Annotated in this window: 4 protein-coding genes and 1 rRNA gene (1 of these 5 cut by a window edge); all 5 read left to right on the top strand. The window is 49.6% G+C overall.

Features of this window, described 5'->3' with window-relative positions; translation table 11 throughout:
* Positions 1 to 68: 68 nt before the first annotated feature.
* Positions 69 to 185 (top strand): 5S ribosomal RNA (rrf, locus tag MHB46_RS03050).
* 958 nt (positions 186 to 1,143) lie between these two features.
* Positions 1,144 to 1,968, top strand: a complete 825-nt coding sequence (locus tag MHB46_RS03045; RefSeq protein ID WP_341161572.1) for a thioesterase II family protein — start codon at positions 1,144 to 1,146, stop codon at positions 1,966 to 1,968.
* A 215-nt stretch (positions 1,969 to 2,183) separates the two neighbouring features.
* Positions 2,184 to 4,079, top strand: coding sequence for an ABC transporter ATP-binding protein (locus tag MHB46_RS03040; RefSeq protein ID WP_341161571.1), 1,896 nt, complete (start codon positions 2,184 to 2,186; stop codon positions 4,077 to 4,079).
* Positions 4,054 to 5,919, top strand: a complete 1,866-nt coding sequence (locus MHB46_RS03035; RefSeq protein ID WP_341161570.1) for an ABC transporter ATP-binding protein — start codon at positions 4,054 to 4,056, stop codon at positions 5,917 to 5,919. The genes MHB46_RS03040 and MHB46_RS03035 overlap by 26 nt, the downstream gene beginning before the upstream one ends.
* Before the next feature lie 50 nt (positions 5,920 to 5,969).
* Positions 5,970 to 22,379: the start of a non-ribosomal peptide synthase/polyketide synthase gene (locus MHB46_RS03030; RefSeq protein ID WP_341161569.1), read on the top strand. 26,004 nt of this gene lie beyond the right edge of the window; only the first 16,410 of its 42,414 coding nucleotides appear in the window; the start codon lies at positions 5,970 to 5,972; its stop codon lies beyond the right edge, outside the window.

Below are 22,379 nucleotides of genomic sequence, written 5' to 3'. Positions count from 1 at the left end.
GCTATTCATTCGCACGATAAGTGATGAACCGAATAACCATACGGAAGAATTTACGATGTAAATTCATGTTTGGTGGCGATAGCGGAGGGGTTCCACACGTACCCATCCCGAACACGACCGTTAAGCCCTCCAGCGCCGATGGTACTTGGACCGCAGGGTCCTGGGAGAGTAGGACGTCGCCAAGCACGATAAAAGAGCACAGCCTTAATGGGCTGTGCTCTTTTTGTATACCATAAGGCTTTCGCGTTTTGGAAATTATACAAGAAACCCATACATATACTCCATCCCACTAAATTAATAAGATTGGGGGATAACTATAATAAAGCTTACAACGCTCTGCATAACGACCGATAGTGAAGTCAAACATAATAAAATTTATAATGCAGCAAGCTCCAACAACAGGGAGCCTTGCTGTTTTGCCGTTACTGTTTTTTGAGGGGGTGAAAGATTAAAAGTAAGGCTATAAATTTCTAGAGAACAGGTAATTTGAATCGAGATAGAAACGTTTCTATTAGAGTTTGAAAAGAAAATTCATAGCTTTGGGAGAGAAAAACTCAATCCGAACTGAATTTTTTAGACGAAGAGTCAGAAAAAAATATGCAAAATATGGTCCTTCAGGACTATGAAATAACAATATTTATTACAAAATTAAAGAGTTATTAATTTTGGTTTATGTGAGCTTGATATAAATTAAATCCATTATTTAGGATGTTAAAGAGAGTTGCGGAAAAAGGCGGAATTTGTCGGATGATATCAGGTTGAATTTGTTACATTTATGTTAATGGCATGTAAAGATAAAATTGTTGTAGGATAAGGGGGTGGAGCTTCAATGTAAATCATAATGAGTTTAGTTTTACAAAATTCGTGAAAACCTAAAATTTCGTTTCAAACTAAATTAACAGATCATGATTGACAGATAACTAATACAAAAAGTGAAATTGTTGCTTTTGAATTTTGGAAACAAATAACATAATATGGATTTTGTTTTATTTTTATGAGCTCTATCAATTTAGCCCTTTTGTCCCATGCCAAGTGGTTTTAAAGTTTGTATATTTAAAAACAGTTAGAAAGTGTTGGAATAAAAAAAGAGATATAAGGATTTACTGTAAAATTATGAAATGCATAGAGGATGGAGGAATTCATATGACGACTCGATCGCAATCTTGGTTCGCGAAAACAGAGGTCCAACTGACTGCGAAGCTCCAACTATTTTGCTTCCCCTACGCCGGTGGTGGTGCTTACATATTTAACTCTTGGAAGTCTAGGTTTGCGCCTGACATTACCGTGTTGCCTATACAACTTCCAGGACGTGAAAGCCGTTCAACAGAAGCTCCAATGGATACTCTTCAAGACATCGTTCAATCGTTGGTTCCCGCAATGGCTCCATACATGCATAAGCCGTTCGCTTTTTTTGGGCACAGTATGGGGGCACTGATTGCATTTGAAACAGCGCGACAGTTGTACAGCAAAACTGGAAAGCTACCTGTGCATATCATTATATCTGGTAAATCCGCACCACATCTTCCATACTCCAAAAAACGACTCCATGATTTAGCAGACGATTCTTTCACAGAAGAGCTTCGTTTAATGCAGGGAACCCCTGAAGAGGTGCTGCAAAATGCAGAATTGATGCAAATTATTATGCCTCGTCTGCGTGCAGATTTTAAGGTATGTGAAACTTATGTTTATCAGCCGGGAAATCCACTGGTATGCCCGATGACCGTTTTAGGCGGAATGAAGGATTTTGAGGTTAGCACAGAGTCACTCCATGCCTGGCAACAACATACGACATCACCTATGGATGTTCGGATGTTCGAAGGTAATCACTTTTTCATCCATGAACAAGAACAAGAGGTTATGAGCGCAGTCGAGAACATTCTTTCTACATCCTCGCCGATGGCCCACGCAGCGGCATCTCATACAGCTTACAACACAAGCACCCTACAACCACGATTCAGACAGAGTTGAATGTCCCACACATCACGATACACTTCCTTATTACCATCTCAGCAACAATCAACAACCAGCCCACACCAAGATGCAAATTCCAGCATAGTTCAAAATCGCATTTTATTCTGCACGGATACTCATGCATCCAAACCCAGAGTTTATCTCATCGACGTCCACAGCCAATATAAAAAGTTCGCACTGATAAAGTGTGGGCAACGAAAAGAGGGATGCCCTTGTTTCGATTAAATTCTGCTTTTCGGAGACTCATACGTTATGTAAGACCGTACAATCTATGGGTTTTCATAACGGTGATCGCCTCCTTGTGTTTGGCAGCTATTGACATTGTTTTGGGTAAGGCCATTGAGCAAATGGCACAGGGGACATTCTCCTCTACCCAGAACATGATCTATCTGGTTGTTGGTATGACGCTAATTGGAATGCCCTGTAAGTTTGTGATGAGGTACGCTTCAGCGCGATTTAGTGTTAGTGCTCTGCGCGACTTGAGAGGCGATCTCGTACATAAGTTTTGCGATTTACCGGTTTCCAGCGTGGAAAGGAAATTTACCGGAGATTTGGTATCCCGTCTAACCAATAATACGGCAGTATTACAGAACTTTTTTATCCAGCAGTTTTCCAATCTGTTTTATTTACCGCTTGTGTTTACGGCATCACTCATATTGCTTTTACTGACAAGCTGGAAACTGATATTGGCAAGTCTTGCGCTCATGCCAATAGGAATGATCATAACATCACTAATGAGCAAGCCGATTGAAAAATATTCCGCAGATCTTCAGGAGAAAATTGCTCATTTGAACGCTGTGGGGCAAGATGCAATCGGAGGAATCCCTATCGTCAAGGCATTCAATATGCAAGCTGTGCTGTTGAAGAAGTATATGGTGATTATGGAGGAGGTCGTCAAGCGCGGCTTAAGGCTAGAAAAGCGCTATGCAGCCATTACTCCAGTAGGTGTGATGATGCTGGCAACACCAATTATTTTGGTCATTGTATACGGAGGATACCTGATACAACAAGGAGAGCTGAATGCTGGAGGCATTGTACTTTTTTTATACCTGATTTCGTTCATATTGCAGCCGATTGCCATGCTGCCGACGATCATTTCGCAAATGAAGGAAGCGGGTGGAGCCGCAAAGCATTTGTTTGAGGTACTGGATTGGCAGAATGAACGTCAGGATGGCGAAATGACCTTGGTAGATCAGAAGCGAGAGAATGAGGCGCCTCATTTGAAAGACGATGCAAATGGGGAAGCCAACCGAATGAGTGAAGGCGGAGCAGAAAGTGATGATGACGTTGATAGTGTTGCTGTAGTCAGCTTTGAGCATTTGACCTTTGGCTACGATGAAGGGAACACAGTGCTGAAGGATATTAGCTTCCAGGCAGGGCAAGGGGATATGGTGGCGATTGTCGGTGCCAGCGGTGGAGGTAAAAGCACGATTTTCAAGCTACTTTGCGGATTTAATGAACCTGGAGAGCATGCTGGAACCATTCAACTATTTGGAAAGAGTTTGACAGATTGGAATTTAACAAGCCTGCGCAGTCATATTTCGATGGTATCTCAGGAGCCGTCGCTTTTTCCGGCCACTATTGCAGAAAATATCGGATATGGACGTTTGGAGGCGACTCGGGAAGAAATTGTCGAGGCGGCGAAAGCGGCACATGCGCATGATTTTATTGTTCAACTTCCCGAGGGCTATGAAACCCTGTTGAGCGAGCGGGGAGGCGGATTGTCTGGCGGTCAAAAACAGCGTATTTCCATAGCAAGAGCATTACTGAAAAATGCTCCGCTGCTTCTATTGGACGAGCCGACTTCAGCACTCGATAGTCAGTCGGAGGCTCAGGTGCAGAATGCGATGAATGCGGTAATGCAAAACCGGACGGTACTGGTCATTGCTCATCGACTGTCAACCGTACGTCAGGCGAACCGCATTATTGTACTCGATCAGGGGAGCATTGTGGAATCGGGTTCTCATGAGGAATTACTAGGTCGTGATGGTGTGTACCGAAAGCTGTATTTGAAAAATTTTGAAGAAGAACAGCATACGGCGGAAAACGGTAATTCGTTGCCTGAGGAAAGGGGTGAGCGTCGTGACCTTCAAACAGGGGTTTTATGAATTTAAGCAGTTGATATCCCTGATGAAGCCGCACCGAAAATGGTATTTTACCGGGCTGGTTGGCAATAGTCTGACCAATGCCAGCATCACGATTTTACTTTCTTTTGTGGTGCATTATTTGCTGAATTTCGCGGTTAATGGCGATGTACAGGAGCTATACCGAGCGGTCTATTTGGTCAGTGGTACATTTTTGGCATTAAGTCTTATTTCCCCCCTGTGCAGCTATATGTATAAACGGTGTGTAAAGCTGGCGATTGCCGATGTACGAATGAAACTATTTGGCCACATTGTTAAGCTATCGTACGATAAAGCCGAAAAACACCATTCGGGTGATCTTGTATCCCGTATGACGAACGATGTACAGGCGCTGGAGCAGGCTTACACCGTTCATATCCGCTCGATTATACTGGAAATTTCGCTTTTCTTGGGCTCGTTGGTCATTTTGATGGTTCTGGATTGGCGATTTGGGATTATGGCGGTTTTACTTGGGCTGGCTTCAGCCTGGATAAATGCTCATTTCGCAAAGAAAATGCGAAAGACGAGTGAAGAGTTACAGGGACGGATGAGCAGGTTCACGGAACGATTGAGTGATTTGCTTTCCGGTTTGCAGACGGTGAAGTTGTTTGGATTGAGGACAAAGGTAGGTGGACTATGTAACGATGCAAGCGAGGACATAAACCGTATCAGCATCCGGCAGGGACGTCATATGGGCTTGCAGGATATGTGCAATTTTGTCATAGAGTTCATTACGCTGGGCGGTGTGCTTGTCGCCGGATTGATTCTGGTATCGCAGAAGCAAATGGAACTGGGAGTATTGGGACAGATTGTGCAGCTGCAAACCGGTATTTCAACGGTGTTTTTGGAGCTAGGGGCAGCTGTAACACTGTTACAAAACTCTTTGGCAGGCTTGGCGCGTATCCGCGAAATTCTGGATGAGTCGAAGGAAGAAGAGCAGTTCCCCGCGGCTAAAAAGAAGGGACCGCTGACTATGCTTATCGATCCCGAGACGGCAGCTTTATCAGCCCGTGAATCTGGGGAATTCTATGGCGATGTTGAGACCTTGCGTTCAGACCATGCCATTGAACAGACTCCGGCTGCGCTGGAGCTGCACGACATCACCTTTGGCTATCAGCCTGACCATCCAACGCTGCAAAGGTTAAACTTGGTTGTGCCAGAAGGGCAGGTAACCGCGCTTGTCGGCCCGAGTGGTGGTGGCAAAAGCACAGTCATGAAGCTGTTGCTGGGGTTTTACCCACCGGACGAAGGTGTGCTGCGGGTTCGTGGTCGCTTGGCAGAAGAATTTCTGTTGGATGAGATCAGGGATTTGATGGCCTATGTACCACAGGAGGCTACGCTTTTCCACGGTACAGTAGCGGATAATATCCGTTTTGGCTCACCGACTGCCACGGATGAGGAAGTAGAGGCTGCGGCCAAAACAGCCTATGCCAGCGGCTTCATAGCCGAGCTGCCAGAGGGGTACGACACGATTGTCGGTGAACGCGGAGCCAATTTGTCTGGCGGTCAAAGACAGCGGATCGCAATTGCTCGTGCTTTGCTCAAAAATGCACCGATTTTGCTGTTGGATGAAGCGACCTCGGCTTTGGATGCAGAATCGGAGTATGAAGTCCAGCAGGGCTTAAATGAGCTGATGAAGGATCGTACGACATTAGTTATTGCCCATCGATTGTCTACGATTGAACGGGCGGATACGATCTGTGTCCTTGCCGATGGCGAACTGAAAGAGCAGGGTACCCACGATCAGCTCCTTGCCGAGGGAGGTCATTATGCAGAGCTGTATGAGCTTCAATTTCGAAAGCATCCCGAGGAACAAACCGCATAAATATGCGAATTTCCTTTTTACCAATATCTATTTTGCGAGGAGAGAAACGGATGACACAGCAAGATGTTCAATTGTTTTCGCTAAGCCAGCCACAGCAACGGATTTGGTATACGGAGCTTCTGTATCCTAATCGGAACACATCAACAATTATTGCAACAGTAAAAATCAGGGGAACTGTTCGTATAGATGCCTTGCAGCAAGCAATGAACCGGGTGATTGCCCAAAATGATTCTTTCCGTATCAAGATCACTGCTCAGGATGGGATTCCATATCAATATGTAGAGCCGTTTACGGCGGAAAATATAGAAACGCTCCAAGTTGCCCCGGAAGAAGCGAATGTATGGTTAAAGCGTCATAATCCACAGCCGTTCTCATTGTTGGATTCGCAGCTGTACCGATTTGTTATCTTGCAGCTCGGAGCAGAAGAAACATGGTTTAATTTTAAAATGCATCATATTATTTCAGACGGTGTGTCCATGAATCAGGCCATTAATGAAATCACCGGACATTATATGGATATTGTGCATGGTACAGGTCAAGATGCACCGACCAAAGACAATCCATATCTGGATTTTATCCAGGTAGAGCAAAGCTATGAGCAATCAGACCGTTATCAAAAGGACAAAACGTACTGGACAGAAAAGTTTGCCGATTTGCCAGAGACTACAGGTTTGAAATCATATAACCCGCTGACACTGAGCACAGCTGCACGCCGGGAGAGCTTTATACTGGAACATGAGTTGTATCGTGGTGTTACGGCTTTTTGCGAGGAACATAAAATTAGTATTTTCACGTTCTTCCTGGCGGCTCTGTATATTTATTTGCATAAAGTGACGGGAGAGCAGGACCTAACCGTGGGGACACTCTATGCCAACCGTACGTCTAAGAAGGAAAAGGATACCATCGGTATGTTCGTCAGCACCGTGGCTACGCGTCTGTTGGTCGAACCAGAATCCGAACTGCTGACCTTCCTGCAAGGTGTAGGGAAGGAGCAGGCGTCCATTTTGCGGCATCAGCGTTACCCGTACAACAAAATTATTCAGGATTTGCGTGAACAGCAAAGCAGTCTGGACATTCAGCGTCTGTTTGGTGCTTCCATTCAGTACCGTACCTTGAGTTTCTCCCGGTTTGATGAAGCGATTCAGCAGGTTGATAACGATTTCTGCGGAGATACGGTGAACGACTTCGATATTCACATGGTTGAAATGCTGGATGACGATAGACTCGTGCTGTACCTGGATTATCGTACCGAGCTGTTTAGTGAACAGGAAATTGCTCGAATTATTCGACAATTTTTGAGTGTGGCGGAGCATATGGTGCAGGGCCCACACAAGCGGATACAGGAATTGTCGCTGATCAGTGAGGAAGAACGGGCGCAAATCATCGATGTATTCAATGCTACAGCGGTGGAATATCCACACGAAGCAGGCATTCATGAGTTGTTTGAGGAACAGGCTGAACGTACACCGAATCAGATAGCAGTTGTGTTCGGAAATGCCCGTTTAACTTATGGCGAACTGAATGTTAAAGCAAATCGACTGGCTCACACGTTGCGCGGATACGGTGTTACCGCCGAGCAAACTGTAGGTATCGTTGCTGAGCGTTCCACGGATATGATTGTCGGCATGTTGGCGATTCTCAAAGCGGGCGGCGCATATGTGCCGATTGACCCTGATTATCCGGCTGAACGTGTACGTTACCTGCTGGAAGATTCGGGGGCAAAGTTGCTGCTGGTGCAGCATGCAGAACAGCAACTGGAGGAATACACCGGAATCGTACTGGATCTGAGCGATGCTAAGGTGTACGGGGCAGAGAATGACCAAGGCTTGAATACCGTACATTGGGAGCAAAACGAGGCTTATCATGCGGATTATACCAATTATACAAATCTGAAAAATGAGATTTTAAATGAATCATCCTCGTCTGTCGTAGACAGCACTGCTGGAGAACAAGAACGTAAATTTGGAAACCGACTAGCTTATTTGATGTACACTTCGGGCACGACCGGACAGCCCAAAGGGGTTATGGTAGAACATCGCAATGTCGTGCGTTTGGTGAAAAGTACAAACTATGCGCAATTAGATGCTGATACACGCATTTTGCAAACTGGCGCCGTTGTCTTTGACGCGTCCACCTTCGAAATTTGGGGTGCGCTATTGAATGGTGGACAGCTCGTGCTGGTAAGTCAGGATGTCATTTTGGACGCTCCAAAGCTCAAGGCAGCCGTGCGCAACCATGGTATCACGACAATGTGGCTGACTGCGCCGCTCTTTAACCAGCTATCTCAGCAGGACTTGGAGCTGTTCGAGGGGGTACAAGAACTGCTGGTCGGTGGTGATGTGCTGTCTGTACCGCACATTAACCGGGTGCTGGAGGCTCATCCGTCCCTGCGGATCATTAACGGCTATGGGCCGACAGAAAATACAACTTTTTCTACAACTCATGCGATTGCTAGCGTGCAATTGGAAGCGGTGCCGATTGGGCGTCCGATTCACAACTCCACAGCGTATGTCGTAGACCGTTCCATGCAGCTTCAGCCTGTCGGGGCATGGGGGGAGTTGATCGTCGGCGGCGACGGGGTGGCACGTGGCTACCGGAACCGTCCGGATTTAACAGCTGAAAAGTTTGTAGACAGCCCGTTCCGCAGCGGAGAGCGCTGCTACCGCACAGGCGATTTGGTGCGCTGGAATGAGGACGGAACGCTGGAATACAAAGGACGGATTGACGCACAGGTGAAAATCCGGGGCTACCGGATTGAGTTGGGCGAGGTGGAAGCACAGCTGCTGAAGCTGGAGGCGGTGCAAGAAGCCGTCGTCATTGCACGTGAGGATGAGCAGGGGCAAAAGCAGCTCTGTGCATATGTAGTCACCCTTGCGGATATCGCGGCTAGTGAGCTGCGAAGCGCCTTGAGCCAAGAATTGCCGGGTTACATGGTACCGTCATATTTTGTGCAGCTGGAGCAATTGCCGTTGACACCAAATGGCAAAGTGGATCGTCGGGCGTTGCCGCAACCGGAGGGAAGCGTGGATTCCGGTGAGGATTACGTAGCGGCACGTAATGAGGTAGAACGGACGCTAGTGTCCGTGTGGCAATCTGTACTTGGTATCGAGTATATTGGTGTGCTGGATAACTTTTTCCATCTGGGGGGCGACTCGATTAAGGCCATCCAGGTGTCTTCAAGACTGCTGCAAAATGGTTACAAGTTGGAAATGAGAGAGCTGTTCCAGTATCCGACGATTGCTGAGCTGAATGGACGGGTGCAGCGGGTGACCCGCGTTTCCGATCAAGGAGAAGTCAGTGGAAACGTGGTATTGACACCGATTCAACACTGGTTCATTGAGCAGCAGCCATCCAATCCAGAGCACTATAATCAGGCTCTGATGCTGCACCGTGAGGATCGTTTGGACGAAACGGCGCTTCATCAGGCACTGCAACGCATTGTCGAGCACCATGATGCTTTGCGCATCGTATTCAGCCAAAATGCGGACGGCGGGTATGAAGCATGGAACCGTGGCGTGCAAGAAGGAGAACTGTACAGCCTGGAAGTGGTTGATTTTACAAATGAGTCTGACTTTGCTCATTTGCTGGAGAACAAAGCCAGCGAAATTCAAAGCAGTATCCGTCTAGATGAAGGCCCTTTGGTGAAACTAGGTCTGTTCCGTTGCACCGATGGAGACCATTTGTTGGTAGCGATCCACCATTTTGTAGTCGACGGCGTGTCTTGGCGTATTTTGCTGGAGGATTTGGCATCCGGTTATGAGCAGGCTTTACGGGGCGAGTCTGTCCGTTTACCCAACAAAACGGATTCCTTCCGTCTGTGGGCAGACCAGCTATCCGCTTATGCGAGCAGTGGAGCGTTGGAGAGCGAGCGTGCGTATTGGGAGCAGATTGAGCAAGCAGGGAAGAGTCAGGCATCCTTGCCAAAAGATTACACTCGTAAATCTCAGGCCAAGCCACAGCTTCGCGATGATCGGACACTGACAGTAGCGTGGACGGTAGAAGAAACGGAACAATTCTTGAAACAAGCTCATCGTGCCTACAATACGGAAGCAAACGACCTGTTGCTGACAGCTCTGGGCACCGCAATTCAGGAGTGGGCAGGCATCCGTCAGGTGCTTGTAAATCTGGAGGGTCACGGACGGGAAGCTATTTTGCCGGATGTGGATATTACGCGTACGGTCGGTTGGTTTACCAGCCAATTCCCGGTTGTACTCGATATGGGTGAGGAACAGAATGTGGGACGGCGTGTCAAGAACGTCAAAGAAGGACTGCGCCGTTTGCCGCATAAAGGAATTGGATACGGGATTTTGAGATATCTTGCTGACGGGGAAGGGGAAGCCGCTTTTGTCGCCGAGCCGGAAATCAGCTTTAACTATCTCGGACAATTCGATCAGGATTTAAAGAAAAATGCCTTTCGCATGTCTCCTTATTCCATCGGAGCTTCCATTAGTGACACGTTAACCAAGCGGTATGCTCTGGATATCAATGGCATGATCACGGACGGTGCACTGGAACTGACGATCAGCTACAGCAACAAAACGTTCATGAAAAAGTCAATCAAAAAGCTGGCTGATCTGCTTCAGGAGAGCTTGCGTGAGGTATTAGCCCATTGCGTGCAAAAAGAGCTGCCGGAACTGACACCAAGCGATCTGTCCTTCCAAGGACTGACGGCTGGAGAGCTGGATCATATTGTAGAGCAGACGGCTGCTGCGGGAGAACTGGAAAATATTTATTCGCTCACACCCATGCAAAAAGGCATCCTGTTCCACGGCTTAATGGAGCCGAAACCCGGGGCGTACTTTGAGCAGGCGACATTTGATCTGCAAGGCAGCTTTCAAGTGGAGGCTTTTGCCGAAAGCTTAAATCAACTGGTGGATCGCCATCAAATACTCAGAACGAATTTTTATAGCGGCTGGAATGAGCAGCCTTTACAGGTGGTGTACCGCCACAAACATGCCGGGTTCCGTTTTGAAGATGTGCGTTCAATGGGACAAGGAGAGCAGGACGCATACATTGCTGATTTTGCTGAGCGTGACAAAGCCGGAGGCTTTAATTTCAGCTCAGGCGAGCTGATGCGGGTGTCTGTCTTGCGTACAGGCGAGGAGTCGTACCGTTTTGTGTGGAGCTTCCACCATATTTTGATGGACGGCTGGTGCTTGTTCCTAGTTGTGGGGGAAGCATTTAATACGTACTTTGCCATCCTCGAAGACCGCAAGCCGGAGCTTGCCCCGGTAACGCCATACAGCGAATATATTGAATGGCTGGAGCGGCAGGACAAAGCAGAGGCTGAACGGTTCTGGAATGATTATTTTGCTGGTTTCGAGCAGCAGACGGTATTGCCGCAGGCAAAACAGCTGGATGGTCACGCTAAAGAATATGAAGCGGATAAGCTTTCGTTTACACTGGACCGCGAAGTGACCAAGCAGATGAACAAGCTGGTCAAGCAGCAGCAGGTAACGGTCAATACGCTTCTTCAAGCAGCGTGGGGCGTTGTGCTGCAACGGTATAACAACAGTCGGGATGTTGTATTTGGCAGTGTCGTATCCGGCAGATCAGCGGATATTCCGGGCATCGATAAAATGATTGGTTTGTTCATTAACACGGTTCCTGTACGGATTCACAGTGAGAAAGATATGACGTTTGCTGCGTTAATGAAGCGGATACAGGAGCAGGCACTGGCTTCCCGTGCCTATGAAACCTATCCGTTATATGAAATTCAGGCCCTGACAGAGCAAAAACAGGACCTGGTGAACCATATTATGGTGTTTGAAAACTACCCAGTGGAACAGCGCATGGAGCAAATGGGTAGCCGTGGTACGAATGGTTTTACGATTGCCAATGCTTCCGTGTCGGAGCAAACGAACTATGATTTCAACATTACGGTTGTGCCGGGGGATGAAATTCATGTCCATTTGGAGTACAACGCGCGAGTATTGGAACGTACAGCTGTAGAGCAAATCCGCGAGCATTTGCTGCATATGATTGAAGAAGCGATTAACAGACCAGATGCGCTGGTAGATGAGTTTGAGTTGGTGACTGTTTCGGAAAAAGCGAAAATCATCGACGGCTTTGGTTCCGTTGGTGTATCTGCATGGAGTGATGAAAAGCAATCAGAAGGGTTGTTCCACGCCTATGTGGAAGAACAAGCGCAGCTTGCGCCGGATCACGTGGCAGTTGTATACGAGGAGCGGCAGCTTACATACCGTGAGCTGAACGAGCGTGGGAACCAACTTGCTCGTAGATTGCGGAATGAAGGCATTGGGCGCGAATCCATTGTTGGTATTTTGAGCGAGCGCTCGGTGGACATGCTGGTCGGCGTATTGGCGGTGTGGAAGGCTGGCGGTGCTTACGTGCCACTGGATGCGGATTATCCGTCCGAACGTATCCGCTTTATGCTGGAGGACAGCGGTGCGACAGTGCTACTGACGCAAACAGGTTTGCAGGAGCGTGCCCAAGCATGGCTGGAGGAAAGCCGATGGGCTTTGGCCGAAGGAAAGGCTGAGGGCGAGCTGGAAACGGCGGTTAGCATTGAAACGATAGAAAGAGACAGCCTTAATGAGGGATTAAGCTTGAAATCAGATTCGTCATCTGATAGCGAAGCAGCATCCGAATCCGCAGCGAACTTGCGTCTGCACACCGTACTGGCGCTGGACGATGAGTCGCTGTACATCGGGGATGCCACGGATGTGGAACCTATCAATGAGCCGCAGGATCTGGCGTATGTGATCTATACGTCCGGTACAACGGGACGCCCGAAAGGGGTCATGATCGAGCATCACAGTTTGGTAAACACAGCCGCGGCCTACCGCCGGGATTACCGTTTGAACCAGTTCCCGGTACGATTGCTGCAACTGGCAAGTTTCTCCTTCGACGTGTTCGTCGGCGATATCGCGCGGGCGCTCTATAACGGTGGCACGATGGTCATCTGCCCGAAAGACGACCGGATTGACCCAAGCCGTCTATATGGCTGGATTCGTGACTATCAGATTACGGTGTTCGAATCCACACCGGCTTTAATTGTACCGTTCATGCAGCATGTACATGAACAGGGACTGGACATGAGCAGTCTGGAACTGCTGATCACCAGCTCGGATAGCTGCAGTGTGACAGACTACCGGGTGCTGCAGGAACGGTTTGGCGCGGATGTTCGTATTATGAACAGCTACGGCGTCACGGAAGCGGCGATCGACTCCAGCTTCTACGACGAAGAACTGTCGAAGCTGCCAAGTAGCGGCAATGTACCGATTGGTCAGGCGTGGCTGAACGCACGGTTTTACATCTTGGACAGCCAGTTGAATCCGGTGCCGATCGGCGTACTGGGCGAGCTGTGCATTGGCGGTGCCGGGGTGGCACGAGGCTACCTGAATCGTGCGGACCTGACGGCCGAGAAGTTCGTGGCAAACCCGTACGTACCGGGTGAACGATTGTATCGCACAGGTGACCTCGCGCGGTGGATGCCGGACGGCAATGTGGACTTTATCGGCCGGATGGATTATCAGGTCAAAATCCGGGGATATCGGATCGAGCTGGGCGAGATTGAAACGGCAATCCAGCGGGTGCCGGGTGTGCGTCAAGCGGTAGTCATCGACCGGACGGACGAACGCGGACACAAGTATTTGTGCGGATACATCACGGGAGAAGTGGAGCTGCGGATCGAGGAGGTACAGGCCGAGCTGGAAGCAGGACTGCCAGCACATATGGTGCCGGCACGCTTGATGCGACTGGAGACCTTGCCACTGACCCACAATGGAAAAATCGACCGCAAGGCCTTGCCGGAACCGGAAGGAAGCATCCATACCGGTGCAGCTTATGTGGCTCCACGTACTACGGTAGAACAGGTTTTAGCTTCAGTGTGGGCCGGGGTGCTGGGTGCCGAAATAGTAGGCACGCAGGATAACTTCTTTGAACTGGGCGGCGATTCGATCAAAGCGCTGCAAGTATCCTCCCGCTTGCTGCAAGCAGGGTATCGACTGGACATGAAGGATTTGTTCAGCAATCCGACGGTAGCGTCACTCAGTCCTTTGCTTCGTACAGATGGCAAGATGGCCAGTCAGGAAGAGGCAGTAGGCCAGGTGGAACTGACACCCATTCAGCGGTGGTTCTTCGAGCAGCAGCCGGTAGACCTGCACCACAGCAACCAGGCGATGATGCTGTATCGAGCCGGGCGCTTTGACGTCGACGCGCTGCGCTGTACGATGGAACGCATTGTCCAGCATCATGACGCATTGCGCACTGTATTCCGTGAGACGGGGCAAGGCTATGCCGCCTGGAACCGCAGTGTGGTGGAAGGCGAGCTATATACGCTGGACATCGTAGATTTTAGCGGAGTTGAAGACGAATCCACCGCTGTAGAAGCCAAGGCGAGTGAAATTCAAGCGAGCATTCACTTGAGCGAGGGTCCACTTGTGAAGCTCGGTCTGTTCCATTGCGCTGAGGGCGACCATTTGCTAATCGTCATTCATCATCTGGTTGTGGACGGTGTATCATGGCGCATTTTGCTGGAGGACTTGGCAGCCGGATATGAGCAGGCCGTTGCAGGTAAAACGGGTAAAGCTATTCAACTGCCGCATAAAACAGATTCCTACCAGGTATGGGCCAAACAGCTGTCAGCCTACGCGAATCGTGTGACGATGGAGCGGGAGTTTGCATACTGGCAGCATATCGAACAGGCGGAAGCCAGCCTCGCGAAGCCTTTGCCGAAGGATTTTGCGAATGACAATGCTCTGCTTGGAGACAGCGAGGTAGTGACAGTCAGCTGGACGAAGCAGGAAACCGAGCAGCTGCTCAAACAAGCTCATCGCGCGTACAACACGGAAATGAATGACCTGCTGCTGGCCGCACTCGGCAAAGCCGTGTATGAATGGTCTGGTTCCGAACGGGTGTTGGTTAACTTGGAAGGCCACGGACGGGAAGCCGTTGTACCCGACGTGGATATTACGCGCACAGTCGGCTGGTTTACGAGCCAATTTCCGGTTGTACTGGATGGAAGTCTGGGACAAGGTGGAAATACCGCTCGGCTGATTAAACGGGTCAAGGAAGGGCTGCGTCATATTCCGCAAAAAGGCATCGGTTATGGTATTTTGCGATACCTGTCAGATATGAATGTGCTGGAGAAAGCAGGCGTGCAGTTAAAGACTCAGCCTGAGATCAGTTTTAACTATTTAGGCCAATTCGATCAGGATTATAAAGGTAACGATCTGAAGCCTTCCTCCTATTCCATTGGTGTGCCTGTTAGCACGAACGCGGCTATGGATTTTGCACTAGATATCAATGGATTAATCGAGGATGGCGAGCTGATGTTCACTATTCGCTACGGTACCACACAATTCCGGCACGAAACGATTGCACGGCTTGGAGAACTACTGGCATCCGGCTTGCGTGAGGTGATTAGCCATTGCATTGCGCAGGAAAGAACGGTGTTGACCCCAAGTGATGTCTTGTTAAAACATGTAACGCTGGACGAGCTGGAGCAATTGGTGAAAGATACACAAGATATGGGTGAACTAGAAAATGTGTATGCTTTGACGCCGATGCAAAAGGGCATGCTCTTCTTCAGTCTAATGGATGAGAGTTCGGCAGCTTATTTTGAGCAGGCAACCTTTGAATTGAATGGACGTTTTGATGTGGTTGCTTTCAGCAAAAGCTTTGATTTGCTCGTACAGCGTCATGAGGCGTTACGGACGAACTTTATCAGTTTATGGAAGGATGAACCTGTGCAGGTCGTCTTCCGTAATCGTAGCGGGCAATTATATTATGAAGACTTGCGCGGACTAGAAAAAGAGGAACGAGAAGCTTGTGTTGAAGCTTTTGTCATCGAGGATAAAGCGAAAGGATTCAATCTTGCAGAGGATGCACTCATTCGTGTCTCCATTTTGCAAACCGGGGATGATACGTACCACTTTGTTTGGAGCTTCCATCACATTTTGATGGATGGCTGGTGCTTGTCCTTTATGACACAGGAGGTATTCGGTAGCTATCTGGCACTGCGTGCGGGTCATGAGCCAACGCTGGAGCCTGTCACGCCGTTTAGTCGATTTATTGAATGGTTGGAGCGTCAGGACCGTGAGGCAGCCTTGCAATACTGGCGTGGGTATCTGGCGGACTACGAGCAGCAAATTACGCTTCCTCAGCAAAAAACACAGCCTAAATCGATGCAAGATGGGGAATATGTTGCTGAAGATCTGGAATGTGACTTCCAGCCGGAGCTGGTTGCTCAGATCGAACGGGTGGCGAAGCAAAATCAGGTGACGGTCAACACGTTGATTCAGACCGTATGGGGCGTTCTGTTGCAAAAATATAACAACAGTTCGGATGTCGTGTTCGGTAGCGTAGTGTCTGGTCGTCCAGGCGATATTCCAGGTGTGGAGCACATGATCGGGCTATTTATTAATACGATTCCAGTGCGTGTGCAGTCTGAAGAGGGCGAAGCCTTTAACGAGCTGATGAAACGAACACAGCGGCAAGCGCTGGCGTCCAATGCCTATGATGCGTTCCCGCTTTATGAAATTCAGGCACTGACCGAGCAGAAGCAGGATTTAATCAATCATATTATGATATTTGAAAATTATCCGGTGGAGCAGCAGGTAGAGCAGCTGGGAGGCCAAGGACAGGAACCGTTCACGATTTCGAATGTGGTGGCTACAGAGCAAACCAACTACGATCTGAACGTAGCCGTTATGCCGGGAGAAGGCATAAAGATTCGCTTTATGTATAACACGCTCTGTTTTGATCGGAAAGGCATTGAGCGTCTGTATGGACATTTTACCCGTCTCTTGGAGCAAATTTCGCTCAACCCAAATGTTCGGGTTGAAGAGCTGGAACTACTCACAGCAGCGGAAAAACAACAGATTACAGTAGCATTTAATGACACTGCTTGTGCATTTCCGTCCAAACAGACGATCCATCAGCTGTTCGAGGACCAGGTGGAGTGTACGCCAGACCAAGTGGCATTGGTGTTTGGAAATCAGAGTCTGACTTATCGGGAACTGAATGAACGGGCAAACTCATTGGCCCGAATGCTTCAAGCCCAGGGAGTAGGACCTGACAAACGGGTCGGTCTGATGGTGCAGCGCTCAGTGGAAATGATCGTAGGTCTCCTGGCCGTTCTCAAAGCAGGTGGTGCTTATGTGCCGATCGATCCCGAATTTCCGTCCTCTCGTATTGCATACATGCTGGAAGACAGCGAGGCCGCAGTGCTTCTGACCAGTCGTGAGCTGGCAGAAGAGCACCATTGCCATGCCAATACCATGTTTCTTGAGGATGCCGCATTGTATCAGGGAGAAAGTAGCAACCTGGAGACGATTGCTCGCCCAGAGCATTTGGCTTACGTCATCTATACCTCGGGTTCGACTGGAAATCCGAAAGGAGTTATGCTCCAGCATCGCTCGGTACTCAACTTTATTACCGGGATGCGCGAAGCCATTGACTTTGAAACGAGCCAAACCCTTTTGTCACTCACGACCATTTCATTCGATATTTTCGTCTTGGAAACCATCCTGCCCCTGCTGGGTGGAATGTCTGTTGTGCTTGGCGACCGCCAGCATCAGGTGAATCCGCAGGCGCTTGGTGAGTTGATTACTCAACATTCGATTGAGATGTTGCAAATGACCCCATCCCGGTTGCAAATGCTGCTGGGTCATGAAGTAGGTTCCCGCGCGCTGCGAAACGTGAAGATCATTATGGTCGGGGGTGAAGCCCTTCCGTCCAAGCTGCTCGCAGCACTGCAAGAAATAAACGGTCCCCGCATTTATAACATGTACGGACCTACAGAAACGACGGTGTGGTCGGCCGTACAGGAACTGACCCATGCTCAAGACATTAATATCGGACGTCCCATCGCGAATACCCAAATCTATATCATGAATGCGAGTGGAGAATTGCAGCCCGTCGGTGTGCCGGGCGAGTTATGTATTGCAGGGGAAGGATTGGCCCGTGGGTATTGGAAACGTGAAGAACTGACGGCCGAAAAATTTGTGAATAATCCGTTTGCTGGTGGCAAGGCAGGCCATGAGCGGATGTATCGTACAGGCGATTTGGCGAGATGGACGCCGGACGGCAACATTGAATATTTGGGGCGGATGGACCATCAGGTCAAAATCCGGGGCTACCGGATCGAACTGGGCGAGATCGAATCGCAGCTGCTGCAGGTGGAGTCGGTACAAGAAGCGGTCATCATGGCACGCACGGACGAAACGGGTCAAACACAGCTCGTGGCGTACTACGTGGCGAGCCAAGAGCTTGGAGCTGGTGAACTGAGACATGAGCTGGGGCGGGAGCTGCCAAGCTATATGATGCCGTCGTATTTCATTCAGTTGGAGCAGATGCCGCTGACACCGAACGGTAAAACCGACCGCAAGTCCCTGCCAGCACCGGAAGGTAGCCTGCAAAGCGGAGCGGATTATGTAGAGCCGCGCACTGCACCGGAACGGGCACTCGTAACGGTCTGGCAATCCGTCCTAGGCGTGCCAACCGTCGGTATTTTAGACAATTTCTTTGACCTGGGTGGCGATTCGATCAAGGCGATTCAAATCGTATCCCGTGCGTTCCAGGCAGGCTACAAGCTGGACATGAAGGATTTGTTCCGCTATCCCCTCGTCGCAACGCTGGCACCGCATATGCACGAGGTCAGTCGTATGGCAGATCAGGGAGAAGTGAGCGGAGAAACGGCGTTACTTCCGATCCAGCATGGGTTCTTTGCGCAGGAGCAAGTGGATGCGCATCACTTTAATCAGGCCGTTATGCTGCACCGGGAGCAGGGGTTTGACGAAGCTGCTTTGCGTCAGGCGCTTGGCAAACTAGCAGAGCACCATGATGCACTGCGGATGGTGTTCAGCAAGACTGAGCAAGGCTATAAAGCATGGAACCGCGGAATACAGGAAGGCGAGCTGTATCATCTGGACGTGCTGGACTTTAGGGATTTGACGGATGAAGCCATGCTCAGCGCAGCAATGGAGGCAAAATCCACTGAAATTCAAAGCAGTATCCAACTGCATGAAGGACCGCTGTTAAAGGCTGGTTTGTTCCACTGTGCCGATGGGGATCATCTGCTGATGGTGATTCACCATTTGGTGGTGGACGGGGTATCCTGGCGTATTTTGTTTGAGGATTTGGCTACTGCCTATGAACAGGCCGTTCATCAGGAAGTGCTTCAGCTGCCGAACAAAACGGATTCCTTCCGTTCCTGGTCTGGGCGACTCTCCGCGTATGCGAATAGCACAGCCATGGACAGGGAACACGCCTACTGGGAGCAACTGAACGCAGCCGCTTGGGCTGACCAAGTACGTTTACCTGAGGATCAAGCGCAGGCTGAGCCCTTTACCTTGGCTGACACCGATACAGTGGTCGTCCAGCTTACGGAGGAAGAGACATCAAAATTATTGAAGCAAGCACACCGCGCATATAACACGGAAGTGAATGATCTGCTTCTGACGGCACTGGGCATGATGCTGTACACGTGGACGGGTCATGAACGCAGCCTGATTAGTTTAGAGGGACACGGACGTGAAAACATTTTGCCGGATACGGACATTTCTCGTACGGTAGGCTGGTTTACGAGTCCATATCCGGTATTGCTGGACGTTGGTCGTGATCCCGCTTTGTCAGAACGCATCAAACAGGTCAAAGAGAGCCTGCGCCTTATTCCGAATAAAGGACTGGGCTACGGAATCTGGAGATATTTGAGTGAATCCGGCCAAGTCGCCAGTCAGCAAGCAGATACACTGAACCCTGGTCAACAGCAAGCTTTTGCCGAGCCGCAAGTGAGCTTCAATTATCTCGGACAGCTGGATCAGGACTTGCAAAACAGCGATATGCGTAGGTCTCCTTACTCAATTGGATCGGTCGTTAGTGACCGGACGAAGATGAAATATGCTCTCGATGTGAGCGGAATCGTAACGAACGGCATCCTAGAACTGGACATTCGGTATAACGGCAAAGCCTTCCGTAAGGACACCGTCCACATGCTGGCTAATCTGTTAAAATCCAATCTGCTTGAAATGATCGAGCATTGTGTCACACGGGAGCGGACTGAATTGACTCCAAGTGATGTGCTGTTTAAAGGTCTGACACTGGAGCAATTAGATACGATTAAGGAGCAGACCAAGACGGTTGGAGAACTGGAAAATATGTATCCGTTAACCCCCATGCAAAAGGGGATGCTGTTCCATAGTCTGATGAATGCAGAAACAGGCGTGTATTTTGAACAGGCGACCTTTGATCTGGAGGGCTACTTTGAACCGTCCCTATTCGAGGAAAGTCTGAAGCTGCTGGTTAGCCGACATGCTATATTACGGACGAATTTCTACAGTGGTTGGTATGGGCAACCGTTGCAGATCGTCTATCGTCATAAAAATCCGAGCTTCCGTTATGAGGATGTCCGAGGCCGTGAGCACGCTATAGCTGAATTTATGGCCCAGGATAAAGCTCAAAACTTTGATTTAGGCAAGGATGCGCTCATGCGCGTAACCGTCTTCCGCACGGGTGATAGCTCCTACCGTTTTGTATGGAGCTTCCATCATATTGTGATGGACGGATGGTGCCTGTCGCTGGTGACGGATGAAGTGTTTGGTGCATATGTTGCCCTGCTGGAGCACAAGCAGCCAGAGCTCGCACTTGTCAAGCCGTATAGTGACTATATCGAATGGTTGGAACATCAGGATGCACAGGAAGCGACCCGTTATTGGAGTAAGTATTTGGCGGGTTATGAGCAGCAAACCTTGTTGCCTGGTGAGAACGCACAAGCTTCTGTAGTCGCACGGGATGAAGAACCAGACGGAAGCGGTGCGGGTTCCCATTCCGGCTATGTTTCAGAAAAGCTGCCATTTATGTTGGGTAAAGAACGGACCGCGGCATTGAACCAAATGGCCAAGCAACAACATGTCACGATTAACACCTTGCTGCAAAGCGTGTGGGGCGTTATTTTACAGCAATACAATAATCATCAGGATGTTGTATTTGGTGGTGTGGTATCCGGTCGTCCGGCAGACATTCCAGGCGTGGAGAATATGATCGGATTGTTTATCAACACGATTCCGGTACGTATTTGCAGTGCACCGGATGCTACATTTGCTGAAGTATTGCAGCGCACACAGGAGCAGGCTTTGGCCTCTGGTGTCTATGACACGTTCCCGTTATACGACATTCAGGCACTGACTGCACAAAAACAAGACCTGATTCATCACATTATGGTCTTTGAAAACTACCCGATCGGGCAACAGATGAAGCAGATGGGCGGTTCCGGTGAGACAAGAGCACAAAATGGCTTCTCTATTGCCAATGTGGCACTTGCCGAGCAAACCAACTACGATTTCAACCTGATTGTCGTGCCTGACGAGGATATCTCCATCCTGCTTGAATACAATGCTCTGGTGTATAACCGATCTGCTATGGAGCGTATCCAGGGGCATATCGACCATGTCATCGGGCAAATTGTGGACAATCCGAATATTCGTGTGAATGAGCTGGAATTGGTAACCCCGCAAGAACAGGCACAGATCGTTCAGGTGTGGGGAAATACGACGGCAGCTTATCCGCAGGATCAAACGCTAAGTGCACTGTTCGAGCAGCAGGTAGCGAACACGCCAGAGCAAGTAGCAGTGCTGTGCGGAGCGGAATCGCTGACCTACCGTGAGTTGAATGAGCGCGCGAACCGTCTCGCACGCACCTTGCGTGCCGAAGGTATTGAACCGGATCAGCCCGTGGGCATTTTGGTTCAGCGCTCGCTGGACATGATCGTGGGTATCTACGCGATCCTCAAAGCAGGCGGAGCTTACGTGCCCATCGATCCAGAATATCCGGCGGATCGTATCCGCTTTATGCTGGAGGACTCGGGCGCGAAGCTGGTGCTGACGCAATCGCATCTGGCGGAGCAAGCATTGCTGAGTTTCGACGGCCAGGTGCTGGTACTGGATCGTCATGCGCAGGATGGCCAAGACATTTACCACGAAGATGGTTCGAATCTGGAGCCACTGGCTGGCCCACACCATGTAGCCTATGTTATCTATACGTCCGGTTCCACGGGAAAACCGAAGGGCGTGATGGTGGAGCACCATTCTGTGCTAAATCGGATTTTGTGGATGCATGATCGTTATGGCTTGAGTGGGGAAGATACGATTCTGCAAAAGACCGCCTTCACCTTCGACGTGTCAGTGTGGGAGCTGTTCTGGTGGTCGCTGGTCGGCTCGAAGGTGAGCCTGCTGTCGGTTGGCGGGGAAAAGAACCCGGAAGACATCGTCGACACGATTGCCCGCGATGGCGTGAGCACGATGCACTTTGTACCTGCGATGCTGCATGCGTTCCTGGAGTACGTGGAGCAGCAGCCACGAGAAGTGATGCAAGCGAAGCTGGGTACGCTGCGCCATGTGTTTGCCAGTGGTGAAGCATTACCGTCACAGCATGTGGCGCGATTCCAACGGCTGGTGTCGAGCCTGTCCGGAACGAAGCTGATCAATCTCTACGGTCCA

It is taken from the genome of Paenibacillus sp. FSL H7-0703 (assembly GCF_038003485.1).
Taxonomy (GTDB): domain Bacteria; phylum Bacillota; class Bacilli; order Paenibacillales; family Paenibacillaceae; genus Paenibacillus; species Paenibacillus polymyxa_B.
Note: the sequence above shows the minus strand (reverse complement) of the source record. Positions and strands in the feature narration are given on the sequence as shown.

Coding starts and splice junctions, on each gene's coding strand:
- MHB46_RS03045 (WP_341161572.1), top strand. CDS start 1,144: ATGACGACTCGATCGCAATCTTGGTTCGCGAAAACAGAGGTCCAACTG.